Origin of the sequence: Pseudarthrobacter oxydans, from assembly GCF_034258515.1 — a bacterium.
Taxonomy (GTDB): Bacteria; Actinomycetota; Actinomycetes; order Actinomycetales; family Micrococcaceae; genus Arthrobacter.
Window position 1 is genome coordinate 2,170,490 of record NZ_CP139438.1, and the last position, 21,644, is coordinate 2,192,133.

18 protein-coding genes are annotated in these 21,644 nt (G+C 66.3%); 8 read left to right on the forward strand and 10 right to left on the reverse strand.

Annotated elements, in window-relative coordinates; translation table 11 throughout:
• Window positions 1–22 precede the first annotated feature (22 nt).
• The 5 genes from SMD14_RS09810 to tkt are packed head-to-tail and all read right to left on the reverse strand — an operon-like array spanning window position 23 to window position 7,447.
• The gene (locus SMD14_RS09810; RefSeq protein WP_157242364.1) at window positions 23–964 is read right to left on the reverse strand and encodes a glucose-6-phosphate dehydrogenase assembly protein OpcA; all 942 of its coding nucleotides are present in this window, start codon (window positions 962–964) and stop codon (window positions 23–25) included.
• Window positions 961–2,532 (reverse strand): glucose-6-phosphate dehydrogenase, encoded by a 1,572-nt coding sequence (gene zwf / locus SMD14_RS09815; protein ID WP_197432524.1) that lies wholly within the window; start codon window positions 2,530–2,532, stop codon window positions 961–963. Before zwf ends, SMD14_RS09810 begins: the two co-directional genes overlap by 4 nt.
• 14 nt (window positions 2,533–2,546) lie before the next feature.
• Window positions 2,547–4,181, reverse strand: a complete 1,635-nt coding sequence (locus tag SMD14_RS09820; RefSeq protein ID WP_321216183.1) for a glucose-6-phosphate isomerase — start codon at window positions 4,179–4,181, stop codon at window positions 2,547–2,549.
• Window positions 4,182–4,187: 6 nt separating this feature from the next.
• Entirely contained in the window at window positions 4,188–5,303 is a 1,116-nt protein-coding gene (gene tal / locus SMD14_RS09825; protein WP_157242362.1) for a transaldolase, read from the reverse strand.
• A 26-nt stretch (window positions 5,304–5,329) separates the two neighbouring features.
• Window positions 5,330–7,447: a transketolase gene (gene tkt, locus SMD14_RS09830; RefSeq protein ID WP_157243214.1), complete on the reverse strand. Its 2,118-nt coding sequence runs from the start codon at window positions 7,445–7,447 to the stop codon at window positions 5,330–5,332.
• Between the two features lie 507 nt (window positions 7,448–7,954).
• On the opposite strand from tkt, the gene SMD14_RS09835 reads away from it, so the two are divergent.
• Both SMD14_RS09835 and SMD14_RS09840 read left to right on the forward strand, forming a co-directional pair.
• Window positions 7,955–8,914, forward strand: a complete 960-nt coding sequence (locus SMD14_RS09835) for a heme o synthase (protein ID WP_321216184.1) — start codon at window positions 7,955–7,957, stop codon at window positions 8,912–8,914.
• A gap of 294 nt (window positions 8,915–9,208) precedes the next feature.
• Window positions 9,209–11,461, forward strand: coding sequence for a SulP family inorganic anion transporter (locus tag SMD14_RS09840; protein ID WP_409339724.1), 2,253 nt, complete (start codon window positions 9,209–9,211; stop codon window positions 11,459–11,461).
• Between the two features lie 93 nt (window positions 11,462–11,554).
• Here SMD14_RS09840 and SMD14_RS09845 read toward each other — a convergent pair whose 3' ends face one another.
• The 4 genes from SMD14_RS09845 to SMD14_RS09860 form a co-directional block, all read right to left on the reverse strand.
• The gene (locus tag SMD14_RS09845) at window positions 11,555–12,433 is read right to left on the reverse strand and encodes a CPBP family intramembrane glutamic endopeptidase (RefSeq protein ID WP_321216186.1); all 879 of its coding nucleotides are present in this window, start codon (window positions 12,431–12,433) and stop codon (window positions 11,555–11,557) included.
• 154 nt (window positions 12,434–12,587) lie between these two features.
• Complete coding sequence (locus SMD14_RS09850) at window positions 12,588–13,532, reverse strand: COX15/CtaA family protein (protein WP_321216187.1); 945 nt, start codon at window positions 13,530–13,532, stop codon at window positions 12,588–12,590.
• 7 nt (window positions 13,533–13,539) lie between these two features.
• Window positions 13,540–14,331, reverse strand: coding sequence for an ABC transporter permease (locus SMD14_RS09855; protein ID WP_157242358.1), 792 nt, complete (start codon window positions 14,329–14,331; stop codon window positions 13,540–13,542).
• Complete coding sequence (locus SMD14_RS09860; RefSeq protein WP_321216188.1) at window positions 14,328–15,296, reverse strand: ABC transporter ATP-binding protein; 969 nt, start codon at window positions 15,294–15,296, stop codon at window positions 14,328–14,330. Before SMD14_RS09860 ends, SMD14_RS09855 begins: the two co-directional genes overlap by 4 nt.
• 103 nt (window positions 15,297–15,399) lie before the next feature.
• Between SMD14_RS09860 and SMD14_RS09865 the strand changes: the two genes are divergently transcribed.
• The 6 genes from SMD14_RS09865 (at window position 15,400) to SMD14_RS09890 (ending at window position 20,596) form a co-directional block, all read left to right on the forward strand.
• Window positions 15,400–16,242: a helix-turn-helix transcriptional regulator gene (locus SMD14_RS09865; RefSeq protein ID WP_370460741.1), complete on the forward strand. Its 843-nt coding sequence runs from the start codon at window positions 15,400–15,402 to the stop codon at window positions 16,240–16,242.
• Complete coding sequence (gene sufB / locus SMD14_RS09870) at window positions 16,242–17,705, forward strand: Fe-S cluster assembly protein SufB (protein WP_104997916.1); 1,464 nt, start codon at window positions 16,242–16,244, stop codon at window positions 17,703–17,705. The genes SMD14_RS09865 and sufB overlap by 1 nt, the downstream gene beginning before the upstream one ends.
• 2 nt (window positions 17,706–17,707) lie before the next feature.
• Window positions 17,708–18,991, forward strand: coding sequence for a Fe-S cluster assembly protein SufD (gene sufD, locus SMD14_RS09875; RefSeq protein ID WP_321216189.1), 1,284 nt, complete (start codon window positions 17,708–17,710; stop codon window positions 18,989–18,991).
• A gap of 23 nt (window positions 18,992–19,014) precedes the next feature.
• Entirely contained in the window at window positions 19,015–19,374 is a 360-nt protein-coding gene (locus tag SMD14_RS09880; protein ID WP_321216190.1) for a non-heme iron oxygenase ferredoxin subunit, read from the forward strand.
• Between the two features lie 79 nt (window positions 19,375–19,453).
• Window positions 19,454–20,248, forward strand: a complete 795-nt coding sequence (sufC, locus tag SMD14_RS09885) for a Fe-S cluster assembly ATPase SufC (RefSeq protein ID WP_104997919.1) — start codon at window positions 19,454–19,456, stop codon at window positions 20,246–20,248.
• Window positions 20,249–20,263: 15 nt separating this feature from the next.
• Window positions 20,264–20,596: a metal-sulfur cluster assembly factor gene (locus tag SMD14_RS09890; protein WP_157242355.1), complete on the forward strand. Its 333-nt coding sequence runs from the start codon at window positions 20,264–20,266 to the stop codon at window positions 20,594–20,596.
• A gap of 159 nt (window positions 20,597–20,755) precedes the next feature.
• Here the strand turns inward: SMD14_RS09890 and SMD14_RS09895 are convergent, their stop codons facing one another.
• Complete coding sequence (locus tag SMD14_RS09895) at window positions 20,756–21,634, reverse strand: neutral zinc metallopeptidase (protein WP_321216191.1); 879 nt, start codon at window positions 21,632–21,634, stop codon at window positions 20,756–20,758.
• Between the last annotated feature and the right edge of the window lie 10 nt (window positions 21,635–21,644).

Sequence of the window (21,644 nt, forward strand, 5' to 3'; positions counted from 1 at the left end):
AGGATGAATGCTTACTCTTGGGTCAACGCTCACTGGGTCGGACGCTCCTTAGATTGGTTCGTGGCAGTCCCATAGTAATCACTTCCCCAAACACCTCGTCCGGGTCCAGGCGCCGCAGTTCCTCGGCAAGGCAGTCACGCAGGCTGCGCCGGGGCAGCGAGATGCGCTGGGCGGGCTGGCCGGGCTGCGTCAGTTCGGCGACGGACAGGCCGGGCCGGAAGAGCTGGATGTCGCCACCGGGCCGGGAAAGCCGGACCCGGCGGATGCCCGTACCGGCCGGGTCGGCGACGATGGTCACGGGCGCGTCCAGGGTAAGCGTCAGCCAGGCTGCCAGCAGGATGGTGCTCGGGGAGTCCGAGGCCCCTTCGACCGCGACGGCCGTGACGGGGGAAGAGTCCACCTGGTCCAGGACGGCCGCGAGCTGGATCCGCCAGTTGGTCAGGCGCGTCCAGGCGAGGTCCGTGTCTCCGGCCTTGTAGGTGGACCGGATGTTCTCCAGCGCACGCTGTGGATCCGGCTCATTCGCGGAGTCGGTGATCCGGCGGTGGGCGATTCTCCCGATGGAGGTTTCGCACGCGTTTTTCGGCGCGCCGTGCGGCCACCAGGCCACGATCGGTGCGTCCGGGAGGAGCAGCGCGGCTACCAGGGATTCGCTTTCGTGCGCGAGCTCGCCGTAGCCGCGCAGTACGATCACCTCGGATGCGCCGGCGTCACCGCCGACCCGGATCTGGGCGTCCAGGCGGTCAGGCGCCGTGGCCCCGGCGTCGGCCAGGACGATGATCCGGCAAGGGTGCTCGCGGCTGGCCTCGTTGGCTGCCTCGATAGCCTCTTCCTCAAGCCCGGACTTGGTGACCACCACGAGGGTGAGCACCCGGCCCAGGGCAATCACGCCGCCCTGCTCGCGCAGGGACATGATCTTCTTGGAGACAGCGGAGGTTGTGGTGTCCGGCAGGTCTACAATCATGGCCTTCTCCAGGTTCGTCCGTCGCGGGCCAGCAGCTCGTCAGCCGAGGCGGGGCCCCAGCTGCCCGGGGCGTAGGGTTCGGGCTGTTCGTCCAGGGTGGCCCAGTATTCCTCGAACGGGTCGAGGATCTTCCAGGACAGCTCCACTTCCTCATGCCGCGGGAAGAGCGGCGGCTCGCCCAGGAGCACGTCCAGGATCAGCCGCTCGTACGCCTCCGGGCTGGATTCGGTGAAGGAGTGGCCATAACCGAAGTCCATGGTCACGTCCCGGACTTCCATCTGCGTGCCGGGAACCTTGGAACCGAACCGGATGGTCACGCCTTCGTCGGGCTGGACGCGGATCACCACGGCGTTCTGTCCGAAGTCGTCCTCGGCGTGGTCGCGGAACAGCAGGTTGGGCGCACGCTTGAAGACCACGGCGATCTCTGTGACGCGGCGGCCCAGGCGCTTTCCGGCGCGGAGGTAGAACGGGACGCCGGACCAGCGGCGGGTGTGGATGTCCACCCGGATCGCGGCGAAGGTCTCGGTGGTGGAATCGGCCGGGATGCCTTCCTCCTCCAGGTAGCCCTGGACCTGTTCCCCGCCCTGCCATCCTCCGGTGAACTGGCCGCGTGCCGAGTGCGTGGAGAGGTCGTCCGGGAGCTTGACGGCGGCGAGGACCTTTTCCTTCTCGGCGCGCAGGTGATCGGCGTTGAAGGAGATGGGCTCCTCCATCGCGGTCAGCGCCAGCAGCTGCAGCAGGTGGTTCTGGATGACGTCGCGGGCCGCTCCCACGCCGTCGTAATAGCCCGCCCGGCCGCCGGTGCCGATGTCTTCGGCCATGGTGATCTGGACGTGGTCCACATAGTTCGCGTTCCACAAAGGCTCAAACAACTGGTTCGCGAAGCGCAGCGCCAGGATGTTCTGGACCGTCTCCTTGCCCAGGTAGTGGTCGATCCGGAACACGGCGTCCGGCGGGAACACCGATTCCACGATGTCGTTCAGCTGCCGGGCAGACTCGAGGTCGTGCCCGAAGGGCTTCTCGATCACCACGCGGCGCCACTTGTCACCCTCAGCCTGTGCCAGGCCGTGCTTGGACAGCTGCCGGCATACCTGCTCGAAGGCCTTGGGCGGAATCGAGAGGTAGAACGCGTGGTTGCCGCGGGTACCGCGCAGCTCATCAAGCTCATCGATGACTTCACCCAGCCGCTCGAAGGCGTCGTCGTCGTCGAACTCTCCCTGGACAAAACGGATGCCCTCGGAAAGCTGGTTCCACACCGCCTCATCAAAAGGCGTGCGCGCATAGGACTGCACGGAAGCCTTCACCTGACCGGCGAAATCCTCATCAGTCCATTCCCGGCGTCCGAAACCCACCAACGCGAAGCTGGGCGGCAGGAGCCCGCGGTTGGCGAGGTCGTACACGGCCGGCATGAGCTTCTTGCGGGCGAGGTCGCCGGTCACTCCGAAGAGCACCAGCGATGACGGGCCGGCGATCCGGTTCAGGCGGCGGTCACGCGGGTCGCGCAGCGGGTTCCGCAGCGTTCTCCCGGAACGCGTCCCGGGCGTCCTGCCGTATTCAGTTTCTGGCATGTTGCTTCTGTGCCTTAGCTTTCGGTAACGGAGGCTGACCTGGCGGACAGCGCAGCAATAATGTCCTGCAACTGTGCCACACCGGCGGCACGGTCGGTCAGGTGCAGGCGCAGCACGGGCCGGCCATGCCCTTCCAGGACCTGCGCGTCGCCGGCTGCCTGGGCGGCAATGAGTTCCCCGAAGGTGAAGGGACGCTCCGGGATGGCGACGTCTTCCGCTGAGGCCGCAGTGACCTGGAGGAACACACCGATGGCCGGCCCGCCCTTGTGGAACTGCCCGGTGGAGTGCAGGAAGCGCGGTCCCCAGCCGAATGTCACGGGCCGGCCGGTGACGGCTGCGAGCTCGTCGCGGACGCCTTCGAGCTGCGCGAACGCAAGGCGGTCGAAGTAGGCCTGGACGCTGAGGTAGCTGTCCGGCTGGAGGGTATCCAACAGTGCGCGCACTGCCTCTTCCGCCGTTGCCGCGCTGCCAAGCCAGTCTCCGCCGCGGACCTCGATGGAGCCGTCAATGAAAGCTGCGGGCGTGGGCTCGGGCTGGGCGTCCAGCAGGCCGCGCGCTGCGACCTTGGCGGCTTCGACATCGGGCTGGTCGAAGGGGTTGATGCCCAGCAGGCGGCCCGCCACGGCAGTGGCAAACTCCCACACCATCATCTGGGTGGGAAGTCCGCCGGCGATGGCCACTTCGTTGTCCCCGAGTTCGACGTCGGCATCGGCGGCTACCAGCCGGACCACCAGAACGTCGTCGGCGCCGGAAGTCACTTCGGGCGAGTTGGGGCCGGCCACCACCGGCAGGACGCCGGTGCCGAGCTTGCCGGTGGACTCGGCGATGAGCTGCTCGGCCCAGTCCGCGAAGCCAACAATCCCGGAGCCGTCCTCGGCGATGACAATCTTGTTGCGCAGCGGGCTGGTTCCGCCCAGCGCGGTTCCGAGTGCCAGCCCGATGTTCTCAGGAGCATCCTCGTTCAGGACTACCGCCGCTTCCTCGGCCTCGTCCAGAAACGCCTGGATATCCACCCCGGCCAGGCCCGAAGGCACCAGTCCGAAGGCAGTCAGGGCGGAGAAGCGGCCGCCGACATTGGGGTCGGCGTTGAAGACGGCCCGGTATCCGGACTCGCGGGATGCCTTGTCCAGGGGCGAGCCCGGGTCCGTGACGATGATGATCCGGCTGACGGCATCGATGCCGGCGTCGTTGAACGCCTTTTCGAAGACCCTCCGCTGGGAGTCTGTTTCAACGGTGGAGCCGGACTTGGAGGAAACCACAATGGCGGTTTCCGCCAGCCGGTCCGCCAGGGCAGCACGGACCTGGTCCGGGTCCGTGCTGTCCAGCACAGTCAGCTCGACGCCGGCGGTGCCGGCGATGACCTCCGGAGCCAGCGACGATCCGCCCATGCCGCAAAGCACGATGCGGGTCACACCCTCGGCCCGGAGGGCGTCGCGCAGTTCGAGGATCTCTTTAACGAGCGGCTGGGAGACAGTGGCAGCCTCAACCCAGCCGAGGCGGATGGCCGACTCTGCTTCGGCGTCCGGACCCCACAGCGTGTGGTCCTTCGCGAAGATCCGGGTGGCGATCCGGTCCTCCACCAGGGCGGGAAGGTGCTGTTCGAGTGCCTGCTGTGCGGCACCGGTGGCTTCGTAGCTGAGTGTGCTCATGGTGGGTTAGGAAGCCTTCCGTGCGGAGGCGAGGGCGCCCTCGACGTCGCCGAGCAGTTCCTTCCAGCTGGCCACGAACTTGTCCAGGCCTTCGGATTCAAGGATTGCGACGACGTCGTTGTAGGAAATGCCAAGCTTCTCAAGGGCATCCAGGGTGGCATTGGCCTCGGCGTAGGTGCCGGTGACCGTGTCCCCGGTGACCACACCGTGGTCGAAGGTGGCGTCCAGCGTCTTCTCGGGCATGGTGTTCACGACGCCCGGGGCCACGAGCTCGGTGACGTAGAGGGTGTCCGGGTAGGCCGGATCCTTGACGCCGGTGGAGGCCCACAGCGGGCGCTGGGGGAGGGCGCCGGCTTCGGCCAGCAGGGCCCAGCGTTCAGTGGCGAAGAGTTCCTCGTAGACCTGGTACGCCAGGCGGGCGTTGGCCAGGCCGGCCTTGCCCTTGAGTGCCTTGGCTTCGTCGGTGCCCAGGGCGTCGAGGCGCTTGTCGATCTCAGAGTCCACGCGGGAAACGAAGAACGAAGCCACGGAGTGGATCTTGGAGAGGTCGTGGCCGTTTTCCTTGGCCTGCTCCAGGCCGGACTGGAAGGCGTTGATGACTGCGCGGTAGCGCTCGAGCGAGAAAATCAGGGTCACGTTGACGCTGATGCCCTCGGCCAGGGTGGCGGTGATCGCTTCCAGGCCCTCAAGGGTGGCCGGGATCTTGATGAGGACGTTGTCCTTGTTGACGCGCTTGTACAGGTGCTTGGCTTCCGCGATGGTGCCTGCCGTGTCCCAGGCCAGGCGGGGGTCGACCTCGATGGACACCCGCCCGTCCACGCCCTTGGTGGCTGCGGCGACCGGTGCGAACAGGTCGCAGGCGTCGGCGACGTCGGTGGTGGTGATCTCGAAAATGGTGTCCTCGACGCTGGCGCCGGCTGCTGCCTGCTTCGCGATGGTGGCGTCGTAGTCCGTGCCGGCGGTGATCGCTGCGTGGAAGATCGACGGGTTGGTGGTTACGCCAACCACGTTCTTCTCTTCGATGAGCTTGGCCAGGGTGCCGGTTTCCAGGCGTCCGCGGGAAAGGTCATCAAGCCAGATGGAAACTCCGGCGTCGGAGAGCTGCTGGGTGGGAGTAGTCATGGTGTTTATCTCCTCGAAAATTGGGGTTATGCCTGGAGGCTGGCGAGGGAGTCCTTGGCGGCCGCGGTAACTGCTGCTGCGGTGAGGCCGAACTCCTGGAAGAGGCGCTTGTAGTCTGCGGAAGCGCCGTAGTGCTCGAGGCTGATGGAACGGCCGGCGTCGCCGACGAATTCCTTCCAGCCAAGGGCCAGTCCTGCTTCAACGGACACGCGTGCCTTGACGGCGGCCGGCAGGACGGATTCGCGGTAGGCGGCGTCCTGCTTGTTGAACCACTCAACGCAGGGCATGGAGACGACGCGGGCGGCGATGCCTTCGCCCTGCAGTGCCTTGCGGGCCTGCACGGCCAGCTGGACCTCGGAACCGGTGGCGATGAGGATGACGTCGGCCGGGACGGTGGCGCCGTCCTTGGCGGCCTCGGCCAGGACGTAACCGCCCTTGGCGACGCCCGCAACGGAACCGAACGTGTCGCCGTCGGCCTCGCCTTCGCCGCGCTCCCACGTGGGGATGTTCTGGCGGGTCAGCACGATGCCGGCAGGGTTGCTGTGGTTCTCCAGCATGGTCTTCCACGCAACGGCGACTTCATTGGCGTCACCGGGACGGACAACATCCAGCCCCACGATGGCGCGCAGCGAGGCCAACTGCTCCACCGGCTGGTGGGTGGGTCCGTCCTCGCCCAGTCCGATGGAGTCGTGCGTCCAGACGTACAGGGACGGGACACCCATCAGCGCGCCAAGGCGGATGGCCGGGCGCTGGTAGTCGCTGAAGATCAGGAACGTGCCGGAGAACGCACGCGTGCGGCCGTGCAGGCTGATGCCGTTCACGATCGAAGCTGCGGCGTGCTCGCGGATGCCGAAGTGCAGGACCCGTCCATAGGGGTTGCCGGACCAGGCATCAGTCTGCTTGGAGGCGGGAACGAACGACGGCGAACCCTCGATGGTGGTGTTGTTCGACTCGGCGAGGTCGGCCGAGCCGCCCCACAGTTCCGGCAGGACCGGGCCCAGGGCGTTCAGGACCTTGCCCGAGGCGGCGCGGGTGGAGACGTCCTTGCCGGCGGGGAACACCGGAAGCGCTGAGTCGAGGCCTTCGGGAAGTTCCTTGGCCTCGATGCGCTGCAGCAGGGCCGCGCCCTCGGGGTTGGCTGCCTGCCATGCGTTGAAGGACTCCTCCCACTCCTTGCGGGCAGCGGCGCCGCGGTCGACGACGGCGCGGGCGTGGGCCAGGACATCCTGGTCGACGTCGAAGGACTTGGCGGGATCGAAGCCCAGGACTTCCTTCAGCGCTGCGACTTCCTCCGCACCGAGCGCGGAACCGTGGATCTTGCCGGTGTTCTGCTTCTTGGGTGCCGGGTAGCCGATGATGGTGCGCAGGGAGACGATCGAGGGCTTCGAAGTCTCGGCCTTGGCGGCGAGGAGTGCGGAGTACAGCTCCTGCACGTCTTCCTTGTACTCGCCGGTCTTGGTCCAGTCCACGCGCTGGACGTGCCAGCCGTAGGCCTCGTAGCGCTTCAGGACATCCTCGGTGAAGGCGATGTCGGTGTCGTCCTCGATGGAGATGTGGTTCTCATCGTAGACAACGACAAGGTTGCCGAGCTCCTGGTGGCCGGCCAGCGAGGAAGCCTCTGCCGTGACGCCTTCCTGCAGGTCGCCGTCGGAGGCGATAACCCAGATGGTGTGGTCGAACGGGCTCTCGCCGGCGGGAGCATCGGCGTCGAACAGTCCGCGCTGGCGGCGCTGGGAGTAGGCGAACCCGACGGAGGACGCCAGGCCCTGGCCCAGCGGGCCGGTGGTGATCTCGACACCCGCGGTGTGCTTGTACTCGGGGTGGCCGGGGGTCAGCGAGCCCCAGGTGCGCAGTGCCTGCAGGTCCTTCAGCTCCAGGCCGTAGCCGGAAAGGAACAGCTGGATGTAAAGGGTGAGCGAGGTGTGGCCGGGGGAGAGGATGAAGCGGTCACGGCCCAGCCAGTCAGGGTTGCGGGGATCGTGGCGCATCAGCTTCTGGAAAAGAAGGTATGCGGCCGGCGCCAGGCTCATGGCCGTTCCGGGGTGGCCGTTGCCCACCTTCTCCACCGCGTCCGCGGCCAGCACGCGGATGGTGTCCACCGCGCGCTGGTCCAGGCTGGTCCAAGACAGTTCTTGCTCTTCCAAATGTGGCACGAAAACCGGGCCCCTCTCTGTGCTGATGGCAGGCGGCACACGGGATCCGTACAAAGGCACGCTGTGTGGCGCCCGCTCGGTGTGTACCAGCCGTTCACCATCGAAACGTTGATCTTTTCACTCAGCCACTGGCCAGTCAGGGAATGCGTTTTCCACTGCTTCCTCGCTGCGTGCTGATCTTGTGACAGCTTAGCTCTATTCCATCCTTTGGGCGCTGCAAATCTCACGTTTTGGACGCAATTTCCGCTTATATGAATGCGTCTGAAGTGAGGTTGAGTTAATCTGCTCGAATCGGTGCGCGAGCAATCACCAGCACCTAATGGCGGGCCGTCGGGAGCAGGCCGGCGCGGTATGATATTCGGAGGCCAGCGCCGGGTCGGGGAATAATTCCAGCCGCCCGCACTCCCGGCTGTTGCGTGGATCACTGTTCCGCGGGCGCCCGGTTGGACCGGGCCGCATGACTAGCTGGACAGCCAGACAGAACTGCCAACAGAACGGGTGACTGCCACCGTGAGCACAACAGATACGCCGCTGAACGCATCCCGGGCCTCACGACCCGGGATCGCCCGTAAGGCAAAGGCGTATCTCGCCCTCACCAAGCCCCGCGTCATTGAACTGCTGCTGGTCAGCACGCTGCCCACCATGATTTATGCGGAACGCGGCTTTCCGTCCATCGGGCTCATCCTGGCCACGCTGGTGGGCGGGGCCTTCGCTGCCGGCAGCGCCGGAGCCTTCAACTGCTACATCGACCGCGACATCGACAAGCTGATGCACCGGACGGAGAACCGGCCGCTGGTCACCGGTGAGGTCAGCCCGCGCGAGGCGCTGGTCTTCTCGTGGATCCTCGGTGCCGCCGCCATCGCCATCCTCTGGTTCGGCGCCAACCCGCTGTCCGCGTGGCTTGGGCTTGGGGCGATCTTCTTCTACGTGGTGATCTATACGATGATCCTCAAGCGCCGCACCGCGCAGAACATCGTGTGGGGCGGGGCGGCCGGCTGCTTCCCCGTGCTGATTGCCTGGGCCGCCGTCACCAACTCGGTGGAATGGCCCGCCGTCATCCTCTTTATGGTGATCTTCCTCTGGACGCCACCGCACTACTGGCCGCTGTCCATGCGCTACGGCGAGGACTACCGCAACGCCAAGGTCCCCATGCTCGGCGCCATCGCCGGCGCCCAGGTGGTTTCCGTGCAGGTGGTCCTCTACGCCTGGGCCATGGTGGCCTGCTCGCTCCTGATGGTTCCTGCGGGCGGTGCCGGCTGGGTCTACACCGTAACCGCCGTCCTGGCCGGGGCCTGGTTCCTTTACGAGTCACACGCCCTCTACAACAGGGCACAGCGTGAGGACATCTCCGACAAGCGGGCCATGAAGGTCTTCCACGGCTCCATCAGCTACCTCACCCTGCTCTTCATCGCCCTGGCGGTAGACCCGTTCGTCGGGCCCGCCGTCATGGCCGGCTAGCAGGGGAAAGCGGTCCGGCGGGTTCCTTTCGCACCCGCAGCGCTCCATTACTTTCCGCGGGACTTTCCGCAACGCCCTTGCACTTTGGACTCAGCCCCACGGGGGGCCGCCTTCTGTAGCGCCCGGGCGTATGACATTTTTGTCATGTCGATCACGTTTCCTGTCATTTGAAATGACGGCGCGGTTACGGTGGAGGGGATCCTGCCCGCTAGCAAAGGAAGTTCCATGGCACAGGCACCCGATCCATCCTCCGTCCGCACCGCGGCCAGTCCGCCCGGACCAGGGAGCGGGGGGATGGGACGGCGCCGCCTGAAGTTCCCTGGCCATCTGGGCGCAGACATCCCGGCGTCACTCGTGGTGTTCCTCGTGGCACTGCCACTTTCCCTTGGTATTGCCGCGGCATCCGGTGCGCCCATCATGGCGGGCCTCATCGCGGCCGCCATCGGCGGCATCGTTGCCGGCAGCGTGGGCGGGTCTCCGCTGCAGGTCAGCGGACCGGCGGCCGGACTCACCGTCGTCGTGGCCGGGCTGGTCCAGGAGTTCGGCTGGCAGGTGACGTGCGCCATCACCGCAGCGGCCGGCGTCGTACAGCTGCTGCTGGGCTTCAGCCGCGTGGGGCGCGCCGCGCTGGCAGTCTCACCGGTGGTAGTGAAGGCGATGCTGGCCGGCATCGGCGTCACGATCATCCTTCAGCAGATCCACGTACTGCTTGGCGGCCAGCCGGCCGGCTCGGCCGTTGAGAACATCGTGGGCTTGCCTGCAGCTATCACCAATGTCGAACTGCACGCAGCCCTCTTGGGACTGGCCGTCGTCGTGATCCTGCTCGGCTGGAAGCACCTCCCCGCGGCGGTGCGCCGTATTCCGGGGCCGCTTGCCGCCGTCGCCGCCGGCACCGCGCTTTCCATCGCCTTCGCTCCCGGGGTGGGACGCATTTCCCTCGAAGGGTCGATCTTCGACGCCGTCGCGCTGCCGCAATTGCCCGACGACAACTGGCGCGCCGTTGCCTTCGCCGTCATCTCAATGGCGCTGATCGCCAGCATTGAATCGCTGCTGTCCGCCGTCGCTGTGGACAAAATGCACCACGGCCCCCGCACCAACCTGGACAGGGAGCTCGTGGGCCAGGGCGCAGCCAACATTCTTTCCGGGTCCTTGGGCGGACTGCCCGTGACCGGCGTCATCGTCCGCAGCGCCACGAACGTGGAAGCCGGCGCCGCCACCCGTTCGTCCGCAGTCCTGCACGGCATCTGGGTCCTTGCCTTCTCCGCCATCTTCGCCGGACTGATCCAGCTCATCCCGCTGGCCGTCCTTGCGGGCCTTCTTGTGGTGATCGGCGCGCGCCTCATCAAAATTGCGGACATCAGGATCAGCCTCCGCACGGGCGACCTCCTGATCTACTCCGTGACCCTCCTCTGTGTCGTCTTCCTGAACCTGCTCGAAGGTGTCATGATCGGCCTCGTGCTGGCGGCGGCGAGCGTGCTTTGGCGTGTGTTGCGGGCGGCGGTCCACGCACACAATCCCGTTTCGTCGTCGGATCCCTGGCGCATCACCGTCGCGGGGTCCTGCAGCTTCTTCGCCCTGCCGCGGCTCAGCCGCGTGCTGCATTCCGTGCCGAACGGCAAGGGGGTTGTGGTGGAGCTGAACGCGGACTACGTTGACCACGCATTCCGCGAGGCGCTGATCGCCTGGCAAAGGCAATACGAGGCGGCCGGCGGAAAGGTCCGCCTTGAGGAACACGGCAACAGCCTGTTCCAGGATGCTGCTGACCGCACGCCCAAGCGCCAGGACGCCAGGGAGCTTCCGCTGCCGCCCAGGACGTCATGGCAGTCCGCCATGCCAACCCGGGAAGGGGCCGGGGAAGCAGCCGGACGGCAGGCCGGGCCGCTGGATTCGCTTCTTCAGGGGATCAGCAAGTACCACCGGCGGTTCGCCCACCAGGTCCGGCCCCTGGTCCGGGATCTGGCAGAGGGCCAGAACCCGGACACCCTGTTTATCGCCTGCGTTGATTCCCGCGTCAACCCCAACCTGATCACCAGCAGCGGCCCGGGCGACCTGCTGACCCTGCGGAACATCGGGAACGTGGTGTGCCACGAGGGCCAGGATGCCTCGATTGACTCGGCCCTGGCCTTCGCCGTCAAGGGCCTGAACGTGGATTCGATCGTGATCTGCGGGCACTCCAACTGCGGTGCCATGAAGGCGCTGGTCGAGGAGGCCAACGGCAAGGGGAATGGTGTTTTGGGGGCGGCCTTCGATTCCTGGCTGGACCACGCGAGGCCCAGCTACGCCGAGCTTCTCGCGGAGCATCCGGTTGCATTGGAAGCTGCAGCCGCAGGCTACAACGAGGTGGACCAGCTGGCCATGGTGAACGTTGCCATTCAGCTGCGCAAGCTGGAACGCCATCCGGCGGTTGGCCCGGAACTCGTTACCGGCAAAGTGCAGGCAACAGGGCTGTTCTATGACATCGCCACGGCGCGGGTGCTACTGGTGGAACCCACCGGCATCCGGTTCCTGGACCCGGCCCGGGCCGCCGCCCCGGTGTGTGCCGGGTGACGCGCACGGCAGGACCAAGGAGCCAGCGCTCCGGCGCGGAATGAAGAGTGAATGTTTCCCTCAGGTGTCGCGAGGGGAGTCCCGGCGAAAGGTTCAATTTTTCGGGCGGACGGCTTTGACCACCAGGACGACGGCGGCGATCGCCCAGAACGCCATGCCCCAGGCCAGCGAGGGAACCAGGATGGCAAGGCCGGCTCCAGTGCCGGAGGCCGCCATGAAGGAGAGGATGAAAGCGGCCGCCGAAAGTGGCGCATGCATCGCCATCGCCAGGGGAAGGCTCCCCGTCCGCTCGTACACCCACACCATCAGCACCCTGTACGGGGGAAGCCACGCGAAAAGGTACACGGCCACCACCAGGGCGGCGGGTACGGCTCCTGACGGATCAGCGCTCCCGGCGAACATGGGGTAGTGCCAGGCGCCCCACAGCAGGCCCATGATGAGCCCGGTGGAGAGGATGCCGAACCGCTGCCGGAGCCGGGGAAGCGCAAAGCCTGTCCAGCCGAGCTCTTCCAGGCTGCCGACCACGGTCCCCACCACGACGCCGGCCAGCACGATGATGGCCAGTTCACCGGGGGTGGCAAAGCTCCGGTAGAACCCCGGGAACGCCCATGTGACAGCAGCCGCAGTGGCAGCCATGACCAGGGGTCCGGTCAGGAGCGCAACCGCGTACCAGCGTGCACCGGCCGGCCATGTACGGAGCCGGATTCCGAGCTGCCGCAGGCCGGCTTTTCCGTGCAGGAGCCAGGTGAGGAGGACGCCTGCGGCCGCCGGGCCCAGCGGGCCTGCCGTTAGCGCGACCCCCATCGGTACCGGCCCCACACCCTGGATGGCAGCTACGGCGCCCCAGGAGATGACGAAGGTCAGGAGGTAGTAGGCAGGGGCGGGATGCCGCCGCATGAACGCTGTTGCTCCGTTCCCGCTGCCGGCAGGTACCCCTGGCAGCGGGACTCCGGGCTGTGGCTGGCCTGCCATCGCGGATCCTCCTGCCCGTAGCCCCCTGGGACCGCCTTTCGGCACCAGGGAGCAAGCCAAAGTGTTTCAATACCCAGCCTGATGGCGCAGAGGTCGGGGGAGTAGGGGCGTTGGTCACAGATTGGCAGCGGCCGGACCGATCCGCTGCAGGGGGTTATTCCACCGGACTTGCTTTTGCGAGATCCCAGGCGTTCGTGGAGGCAACCATCAGCAGCGCGGCCCCCAGCATGTGGGCGGCCACCAGCAGGGCCGGGATGCCGTTGTAGTACTGGGTGAAGCCGATGACGGCCTGGAGGACTGTCACGCCAAGGAGTCCCAGGACTGCCGTTCGGATGGGGCCTGTGATCCGTCGCAGCAGCACCAGCGCAAGCGCAACCAGGGTTCCTGCGGTCACCAGGTAAGCCGGCACGGCGTGGATGTGGGAGAACAGGTCCCAGTCGAGCCCATTGCGCGGAGCGTCCGCGTCGCCGGCGTGGGGGCCGGCTCCCGTTACCACCACGCCCAGCATGACCGCGAGGGCGGAAAAAAGCGCGACGGCGGCGGTCACCGGGCGCATGGCCCCGGGCAGGACGGCGAGGGGAACGGTCCGGAACCGGCCGGTCCGGCCGAATGCCCGGTTGACCAGAAGCGTGGCGAACACCACCAGCGCCATGGATACCAGGAAATGAAGTCCGACTACCCAGGGGTTCAGGTTGGTGAGGACGGTGATGCCGCCGATCACGGCCTGGGCGGGGATGCTGGCCAGGAGGCCCAGTGCCAGCAGGAAAAGGTCGCGCCGCTCCTTGCGGAGGTTCCACAGGTAAACCAGCATCAAAGCGGCGACGGCGGCCAGGGCGAAGGTGAGGAGGCGGTTGCCGAATTCGATGAAGCCGTGGATGCCCATCTCGGGGGTGTTCACCAGGGAGCTGTCAGTGCAGCGGGGCCAGGTGGGGCAGCCCAGGCCGGACGAGGTCAGCCGTACGGCGCCACCGGTGACTACCAGCAGGGTCTGCCCGATCAGGGAAGCTACGGCCAGTCGGCGGACGCTGGTGTCCACAGTGCGGGGCAGCCGCGCCGCCAGGCGGCCGGCGAACTCAGGAAGGCGGAAGGCGGTGCTCACGAATATCTCAATTCCACTTGAACCAACGGATTGCTGCTGCGCCGGCTATGACTGTCCAGAGCACCAGTATGAGGGCGGCGGCGCCATTCACCGCACCGTGCAGGAAGGCGTCCCGCAGGGCTTCGCCGAGTGCGCCCGAGGGCAGGTATGCAACGATCTGCTGGGCCCCGGCGGGGAGCCTTTCCGCGGGAATCACGATGCCGCCGAGGGCCCCCAGGAGGATCCACAGCAGGTTGGTGATGGCCAGGGTGGCTTCCGGACGGACAGTTCCGGCCACGAGGAGGCCCAAGGCAGTAAAAGCCGCCGCCCCCAGCGCAAGGAGCAGGAGCCCCGGAATCCAGCCGGCCGCCGTCGGCCGCCACCCCAAAGCCAGCCCAACGGCGGCCACCACGGCAACCTGCAGGCACAGCACCGCCAGGACCGAAAGCACCTTGCCCGCGATCAGCCCGCCGCGGCCCAGCGGCGTGGTGGAGAGGAAGCGGAGCACGCCATAGCGCCGGTCGAATCCGGTGGCGATGCCCTGCCCGGTAAAGGCCGTGGACATGGCGCAAAGGGCGAGGATGCCGGGCACGGCCACATCGATGCGGGTGGGTCCAAGCCCGTCCAGGAAGGGTGTCACGGTCAGGCCGGCAAGCGCCAGCAGCGGCAGCACCACTGCGAGGATCAGCTGCTCGCCATTGCGCAGCATAGCCAGCGCTTCGTACTTGCCCTGCAGCAGTATGCGCCGCAGCAGGGGTGCGGGCGACTGGCGGCCGGGGCCTGGAGCGGTGCCTGCGGCACCCGCGGGAGTCCCGTTCATCGGAGGTCCTTTCCCGAGATGTCCAGGAAGACGTCTTCAAGGCTACGCGCCTGCAGGGTCATGGAAGCGGGCATGATGTCGTGGACGGCCCACCACTCTGCCAGGGCTGCAAGGTGGCGGGGGGTCAGCGTACCGGTGGCGGTGTAGCTGCCGGCCCGTTCCTCGGAGATGACGACGTCGGCGGGCAGCACGGCGGACAGGTCCAGTCCCGGCTTCGCCTCGAAGGAGAGGGTCCGCACGTGGTGGGCGCCTGCTTCCAACGCGGGTCCGCGCTGAAGGAGTTCCTGGACTGTCCCTTCGGCGACGTTCCGGCCGCCGTCGATGATGTAGACGTAGTCGGCCAGCCGCTGGGCGTCGTCCATCAGGTGCGTGGTGAGGATGATTCCCAGGCCGGCATCCCGCAGTTCGCCGATCAGCTCGAACACCAGCTGGCGGGACTGCGGATCCAGCCCGGCGCTCGGCTCGTCGAGGAACAGGACTTCCGGCCGGCCGATCAATGCTGCCGCGAGGGCAAGGCGCTGCTTCTGGCCGCCTGAGAGCCGCCGGACGGTGGTCCGGCCGAACGCGTCGATCCCCAGCCGCTCAACCAGGTCCTCCACGGGCCAGGGGTGCGCGTAGAGTCCGGCAATGTGCCGCAGCAGCGGCAGCGGCCTGGCCGACGGCGGGAGGCCGCCGTCCTGGAGCATCACGCCTACGCGGGACCGCAGGTCGGCCCCGGCCGACGCCGGGTCCTGGCCCAGCAGGGTGATGCTGCCGCCGCTGCGCTTCTGCAGGCCCTGGGCGCATTCGAGCGTGGTGGTTTTGCCTGCACCGTTGGCACCCAGCAGTGCAGTGACCTGCCCGCGCTCGGCGACGAGTGAGATGCCGCCCACCACCCGGAGCATTTTTCCGTCCAGGCTGGAAAGCGGACCTACATCCTTGATGAGCCCGTTAATGGACAGGACGGGGGATTGGGGCGATCGCACCCCAGTATTCTACGGGAAGTAGTATTGCCGGCAGTCCGCTGTTGCGGGTCAGGTCAGCCTCGCCTTACTGGAACCCGGGACTAAATTACGACACTATTGTGTTGTGTATTCCATGACCAACGCTACTGCTGTGCCTGTTGTCCGGCACGGGGCTTCCGCTGTTTCCGCGGAAGGCGGCGTCATGCCCGCAGGGCCGGTGGCTGACGCAGATGAGCGTACCCGCGACCGCGTCCTTGCTGCGGTCCTGGAACACGGACCAGTAAGTGCCGCCGAACTGGGCGACCTGCTGGGATTCACGCCCGCGGCAGTCCGCCGCCACCTGGACCATTTGTCCCGTGCCGGCGTTATCGAGGTCAAGCGGGTGGCCAAGTCGGGTGCAGGGGCAGGCCGCCCCGCCCGGCGTTACGTCCTTAGTTCCCAAGGCCAGTCGAGCCTTGGCAACGACTACCTTGATATTGCCGCCCTCGCCCTCCAGCAGCTCCAGGAAATGGCAGGCCCGGACGCGGTGCGGGCCTTCGCCGTCGAGCGCTTTGCGGACATGGAGCGCCGGTACGCGCCCGAGATCGAAAAGGCGGGTCCGGACATCACCGACCGCGCCAAAGCGCTTGCGGACGCCCTGAGCCGGGACAACTTCGTGGCGTCGGCAGCCTCCATCGAGGCCAAGGCTCCGTTGCCGGCAGCCCTTTCCAGTGTCCAGCTGTGCCAGGGCCATTGCCCCATCCAGCAACTCGCCGCCCGTTTCCCCGTGTTTTGCGATGTGGAGACCGAAGTGTTCTCGAGGCTGGTGGGCGTAGACGTACGCCGGCTCTCCACACTTGCCCGCGGCGGCCACGTCTGCACCACCCACATTCCCACAGGAAGGCTGTCTGCCGGAGGGCCTAAACCGCTCCCGGCAGCCCCCGCCCGCCTGAATGAAGTAACCAACCATCAGCAAGAAAGGCCGTGATGACGGACCAACTATCAGAGAAAGCAGTCGCCGAAAACACTGTGATCTCGGAGATTCTTGAGAAGAATCCCGAGCTTCACGGCATCGGCAACTACGAGTACGGCTGGGCTGACAAGAACGACGTCGGCGCCAACGCCCGCCGTGGGCTCGATGAAGAGGTAGTCCGGGACATTTCGGCCAAGAAGAGCGAGCCGGAATGGATGCTCGACCTGCGCCTCAAGGGCCTGAAGTACTTCGACCGGAAGCCCATGCCCACCTGGGGTGCGGACCTCTCCGGCATCGACTTTGACAACATCAAGTACTTCGTCCGCTCCACGGAGAAGCAGGCTGCCACCTGGGAAGACCTGCCCGAGGACATCCGCAACACGTACGAGAAGCTGGGAATCCCGGAAGCCGAGCGCAGCCGCCTCGTCTCCGGTGTTGCCGCACAGTACGAGTCCGAGGTTGTCTACCACCAGATCCGCGAGGACCTCGAAGCCCAGGGCGTCATCTTCCTGGACACCGACACCGCCCTCAAGGAGCACCCGGAGATCTTCCAGGAGTACTTCGGCACGGTCATCCCCGTGGGCGACAACAAGTTCGCGTCGCTGAACACCTCGGTGTGGTCAGGCGGTTCCTTCGTCTATGTGCCCAAGGGCGTCCACGTGGACATCCCGCTGCAGGCATACTTCCGCATCAACACCGAAAACATGGGCCAGTTCGAGAGAACCCTGATCATTGCCGACGAGGACTCCTACGTCCACTACATCGAAGGCTGCACCGCGCCGATCTACACCTCGGACTCGCTGCACTCGGCCGTCGTGGAGATCATCGTGAAGAAGGGCGCCCGCGTCCGGTACACCACCATCCAGAACTGGTCCAACAATGTGTACAACCTGGTGACCAAGCGTGCCATCTGCGAAGAAGGCGCCACCATGGAATGGGTCGACGGCAACATTGGCTCCAAGGTCACCATGAAGTACCCGGCCGTCTACCTCGTAGGCGAGCACGCCAAGGGCGAAACCCTGTCCATCGCGTTCGCCGGCGAAGGCCAGCACCAGGACACCGGCTCCAAGATGGTCCACATCGCGCCGAACACCAAGAGCTCCATCATCTCCAAGTCCGTGGCCCGCGGCGGCGGACGCGCAGCCTACCGCGGCCTGGTCCAGGTCCGCGAAGGCGCCAAGCACTCCGCAAACACCGTCCGCTGCGACGCGCTGCTGGTGGACACCATCAGCCGTTCGGACACCTACCCGTACATCGACATCCGCGAGGACGATGTCGTGATGGGCCACGAGGCAACTGTTTCCCGGGTCAGCGAAGAGCAGCTCTTCTACCTCATGTCCCGCGGCATGCGCGAAGACGAAGCCATGGCGATGATCGTCCGCGGCTTCATCGAGCCGATTGCCCGCGAGCTCCCCATGGAGTACGCACTTGAGCTGAACCGCCTGATTGAACTGCAGATGGAAGGGTCCGTCGGATAACGATGACTGAAATCACTACTGAAAAGGCACGCATCGGCGCGCCCTCAGCCCAGCCGTTCATTGACGGCTTCACGGAGGAAGGCGAGAGCCTTTCTCCCATCAATGCCGGCAACAAGGCACCGCTTGCCGGCGCTCCCGCCAAGCGCCACTCCCACGGCGGCGGCGTCGGTGTCCCGGACAGCTCACGCGCCGGCCGCCTGACGTCCTACAGGCTTGCCGATTTCAAGCCGCTGACCGGCATGGAGGAAGACTGGCGGTTCACCCCGCTCAAGCGCCTCCGCGGCCTTCACACCGAGGTCCTTTCCGGCGCGGCGCCCGCAGTGGTTGTCACCGGTCCGGAGCAGGTCATCGTTGAGAGCGTCGGCCGTGACGACCAGCGCATCGGTACGGCCGGCATCCCCGAGGACCGCGTGTCCGCCAACGCCTGGGAGAACTTCGCCGGCGCGACGGTGGTAACCATCCCGTCCGAGTTCGAAGCCACGTCGGAGATCAACGTGGACATCGAAGGCACGTCCCTCGAAGCCGCCGCCCAGCACCTCGTGATAGTCGCAGAGAAGTTCTCCAAAGCGGTGGTTGTCCTGAACCACAGGGGCTCCGCCGTTGTTTCGGAAAACGTCGAGATCATCGTGGAAGACGGCGCCAACCTCACCGTGATCACGCTCCAGGAATGGAACGACGACGCCGTCCACGCCTCCTCCCAGCAGGCGAAGATCGGCCGCGACGCCAAGCTCAAGCACGTCATGGTGAGCCTCGGCGGCGACCTCGTCCGCGTCACGCCGTCGGCCCGCTTCACCGCCCCCGGCGGCGAAGCCGAGATGTTCGGCCTGTACTTCGCCGACGCCGGCCAGCACCTGGAGCAGCGCCTCTTCGTTGACCACGCCGTGGCCAACTGCAAGTCCAACGTGCTGTACAAGGGCGCGCTGCAGGGCCGGAACGCCCACGCAGTCTGGGTTGGCGACGTCCTGATCCGCAAGGAAGCCGAAGGCACCGATACCTACGAGGCCAACCGCAACCTGCTGCTGACGGACGGTGCCCGCGCCGACTCCGTGCCCAACCTCGAAATCGAGACCGGCCTGATCGAGGGTGCCGGCCACGCCAGCGCCACCGGCCGCATGGATGACGAGCACCTGTTCTACCTGATGGCACGCGGCATCCCCGAGGACGTTGCCCGCCGCCTGGTGGTCCGCGGCTTCCTGAACGAGATCATCCAGCAGATCAAGGTCACCTCCATCGAGGAGCGGCTGACCGAGGCTGTTGAGCACGAGCTCGCCCTCACGGACAACTAGGAAGCACGGAGCACGGTTTACAGATGACTGACCAGCCAAAGGGCGAGCTTGTCTGCAAGGTGGATGAAATCCAGCTGAAGCAGGCGCTGCGGATCCTGATCGACGACTACCCTGTGGCCATCGTCAAGGACTCCATGGGGGAGATCCACGCCATCGGCGACACCTGCTCGCACGCGGACATTTCGCTGTCCGAGGGCGAGGTCGAGGGCTGCGCCATCGAGTGCTGGGGCCACGGGTCCCAGTTCGATCTGCGCAGCGGGCAGCCGCTGCAGCTGCCGGCCTACGATCCCGTCCCGGTGTTCGCCGTCGACATCCGCGGGGACGAGGTCTACGTGGACGTCACCACTGTCCTCAACGGCGCCGAAGCTCCGAACTTCAGCTAGCACCACAGAATCACGAACCAACTTCCAGACAGAGAGCGCACCGCGGCCGGCAGGCACGGTGCAGAGGAGAACAAGACACATGTCTACTCTTGAGATCAAGGACCTGCACGTCAGCATTGAGACGGAGCAGGGAACCAAGGAAATCCTGAAGGGCGTCAGCCTGACCATCCGGACCGGCGAGACCCACGCCATCATGGGCCCCAACGGCTCCGGCAAGTCCACGCTGGCCTCCACCATCGCGGGCCACCCGCGCTACAACGTCACCAGCGGCTCCATCACCCTCGACGGCGAAGACGTCCTGGCGATGAGTGTTGACGAGCGCGCCCGTGCAGGCGTCTTCCTGGCCATGCAGTACCCGGTGGAGGTCCCCGGTGTCAGCATGACCAACTTCCTGCGCACCGCAAAGACTGCCATCGACGGCGAAGCGCCCAAGCTCCGCACCTGGACCAAGGACGTCAAGGCTGCCATGGAGAAGCTGCGGATCGACGCCGACTTCGCCCAGCGCAACGTGAACGAAGGCTTCTCCGGCGGCGAGAAGAAGCGTGTGGAAATCCTGCAGCTGGAACTCTTCAAGCCGAAGTTCGCCGTCCTGGACGAGACCGACTCCGGCCTGGACGTCGACGCCCTGAAGGTCGTCTCCGAGGGCGTCAACCGCGCCCACGCCGAGGGCAAGATGGGCACGCTGCTCATCACGCACTACACGCGCATCCTGCGCTACATCAAGCCTGACTTCGTGCACGTGTTCGTGGACGGCCAGGTTGTCGAGGAAGGCGGCCCGGAGCTGGCCGACCGCCTGGAAGAAGAAGGCTACGACCGCTACGCCAAGGGCGCCGGCGCGGCCACCATCGCGGCCTCCGCCGCAGCACAGGCCTAGTAAAGGACACTTGCCATGACCGAAATCAACACGGCACGCACGAGCCTTGAGGACGTCGAGGAGGCGCTGAAGGATGTCATCGACCCCGAACTCGGCGTCAACATCGTTGACCTGGGCCTGCTGTACGGCTTGAAGTACTCCGATGACGACGGCGCGCTGCTGATCGACATGACCCTGACCACCGCGGCCTGCCCGCTCACCGACGTCCTGGAGGAACAGGTGGGCAAGGCCCTGGACGGCGTTGTTGACGACTGGCGCCTGAACTGGGTCTGGATGCCGCCATGGGGTCCTGAGCGGATCACGGACGACGGCAAGGACCAGATGCGGGCACTCGGCTTCAACATCTAAGGGCTTCACAAGTACGACGACGGCGGGTCATCTTTCCCAGGAAAGGTGACCCGCCGTCGTCGTTCCCTCATCGAGTGCTCCGTATATGCCGTTTTCAGACCTCAAAACGACACGTACGGAGCAATCGATGGGGCTAGAGCTGCAGAGCGCTCGGCGGAGTTAGAGCGAGGGTGCCGAGAACGTGTCGCACTGGTTGATGTCCCCGGTCTCGTAGCCGCGGTAGAACCAGCGCTGGCGCTGCTCGCTGGATCCGTGGGTCCAGGCCTCGGGCGTGACACGGCCGGTGGCCGCCTCCTGGATCCGGTCGTCGCCAACCGCAGACGCGGCGGACAGTGCATCGTTCAGGTCGTGCTGCGTGAGGGCTTCCAGGAACGGCTGGCCGTCGGGGCCCGGCTGGGTGGATGCGTGTTTTGCCCAGAGTCCGGCGTAGCAGTCAGCCTGCAGTTCAACCCGGACTGCACCGGACTCCGGCCCCTGCGGATCCTGCTGGGCTTGGTCGAGGCTCCCCAGCACGTTCTGGATGTGGTGTCCGAACTCGTGGGCCACCACATACTCCTGCGCCAGCGGCCCGCCTGAGGAACCGAACCGGTCCACGAGTTCCTGGAAGAACCCGGGATCGAAGTAGGCGGTGGTATCGGTGGGGCAGTAGAACGGTCCCACCGCGCTGGAGGCCGTGCCGCAGCCGGTGCTGACAGCCTGGTCGAAGATCACGGTCTCCGGCTGGGGGTACTGCACGTTGTACTGCTGCAGGTAGGCAGGCCAGAAAGCGTTCAGGCTGTTGACTGTGCCGGTGATGCGGCAGTCCACGCGGGCGTCCGCATCCGCCCCGGTCTGGCAGGCAGGAGCCGTGCCCTGGCTCTGCGGTGCCTGGCCCGCACCGGCCAGGCCCTCCAACAGCTGGGGATTGACGCCCAGCAGCGCGGCAATGAGCAGGATGAGCCCGCCGCCGATGCCGCCGCCCACTTTGACTCCGCGGCCCATGCCGCGCCGGTCCTGGACCTGCGAGGGGTCCAGCTGCACATTGTCATTGAAACTCATAAAGTCACAA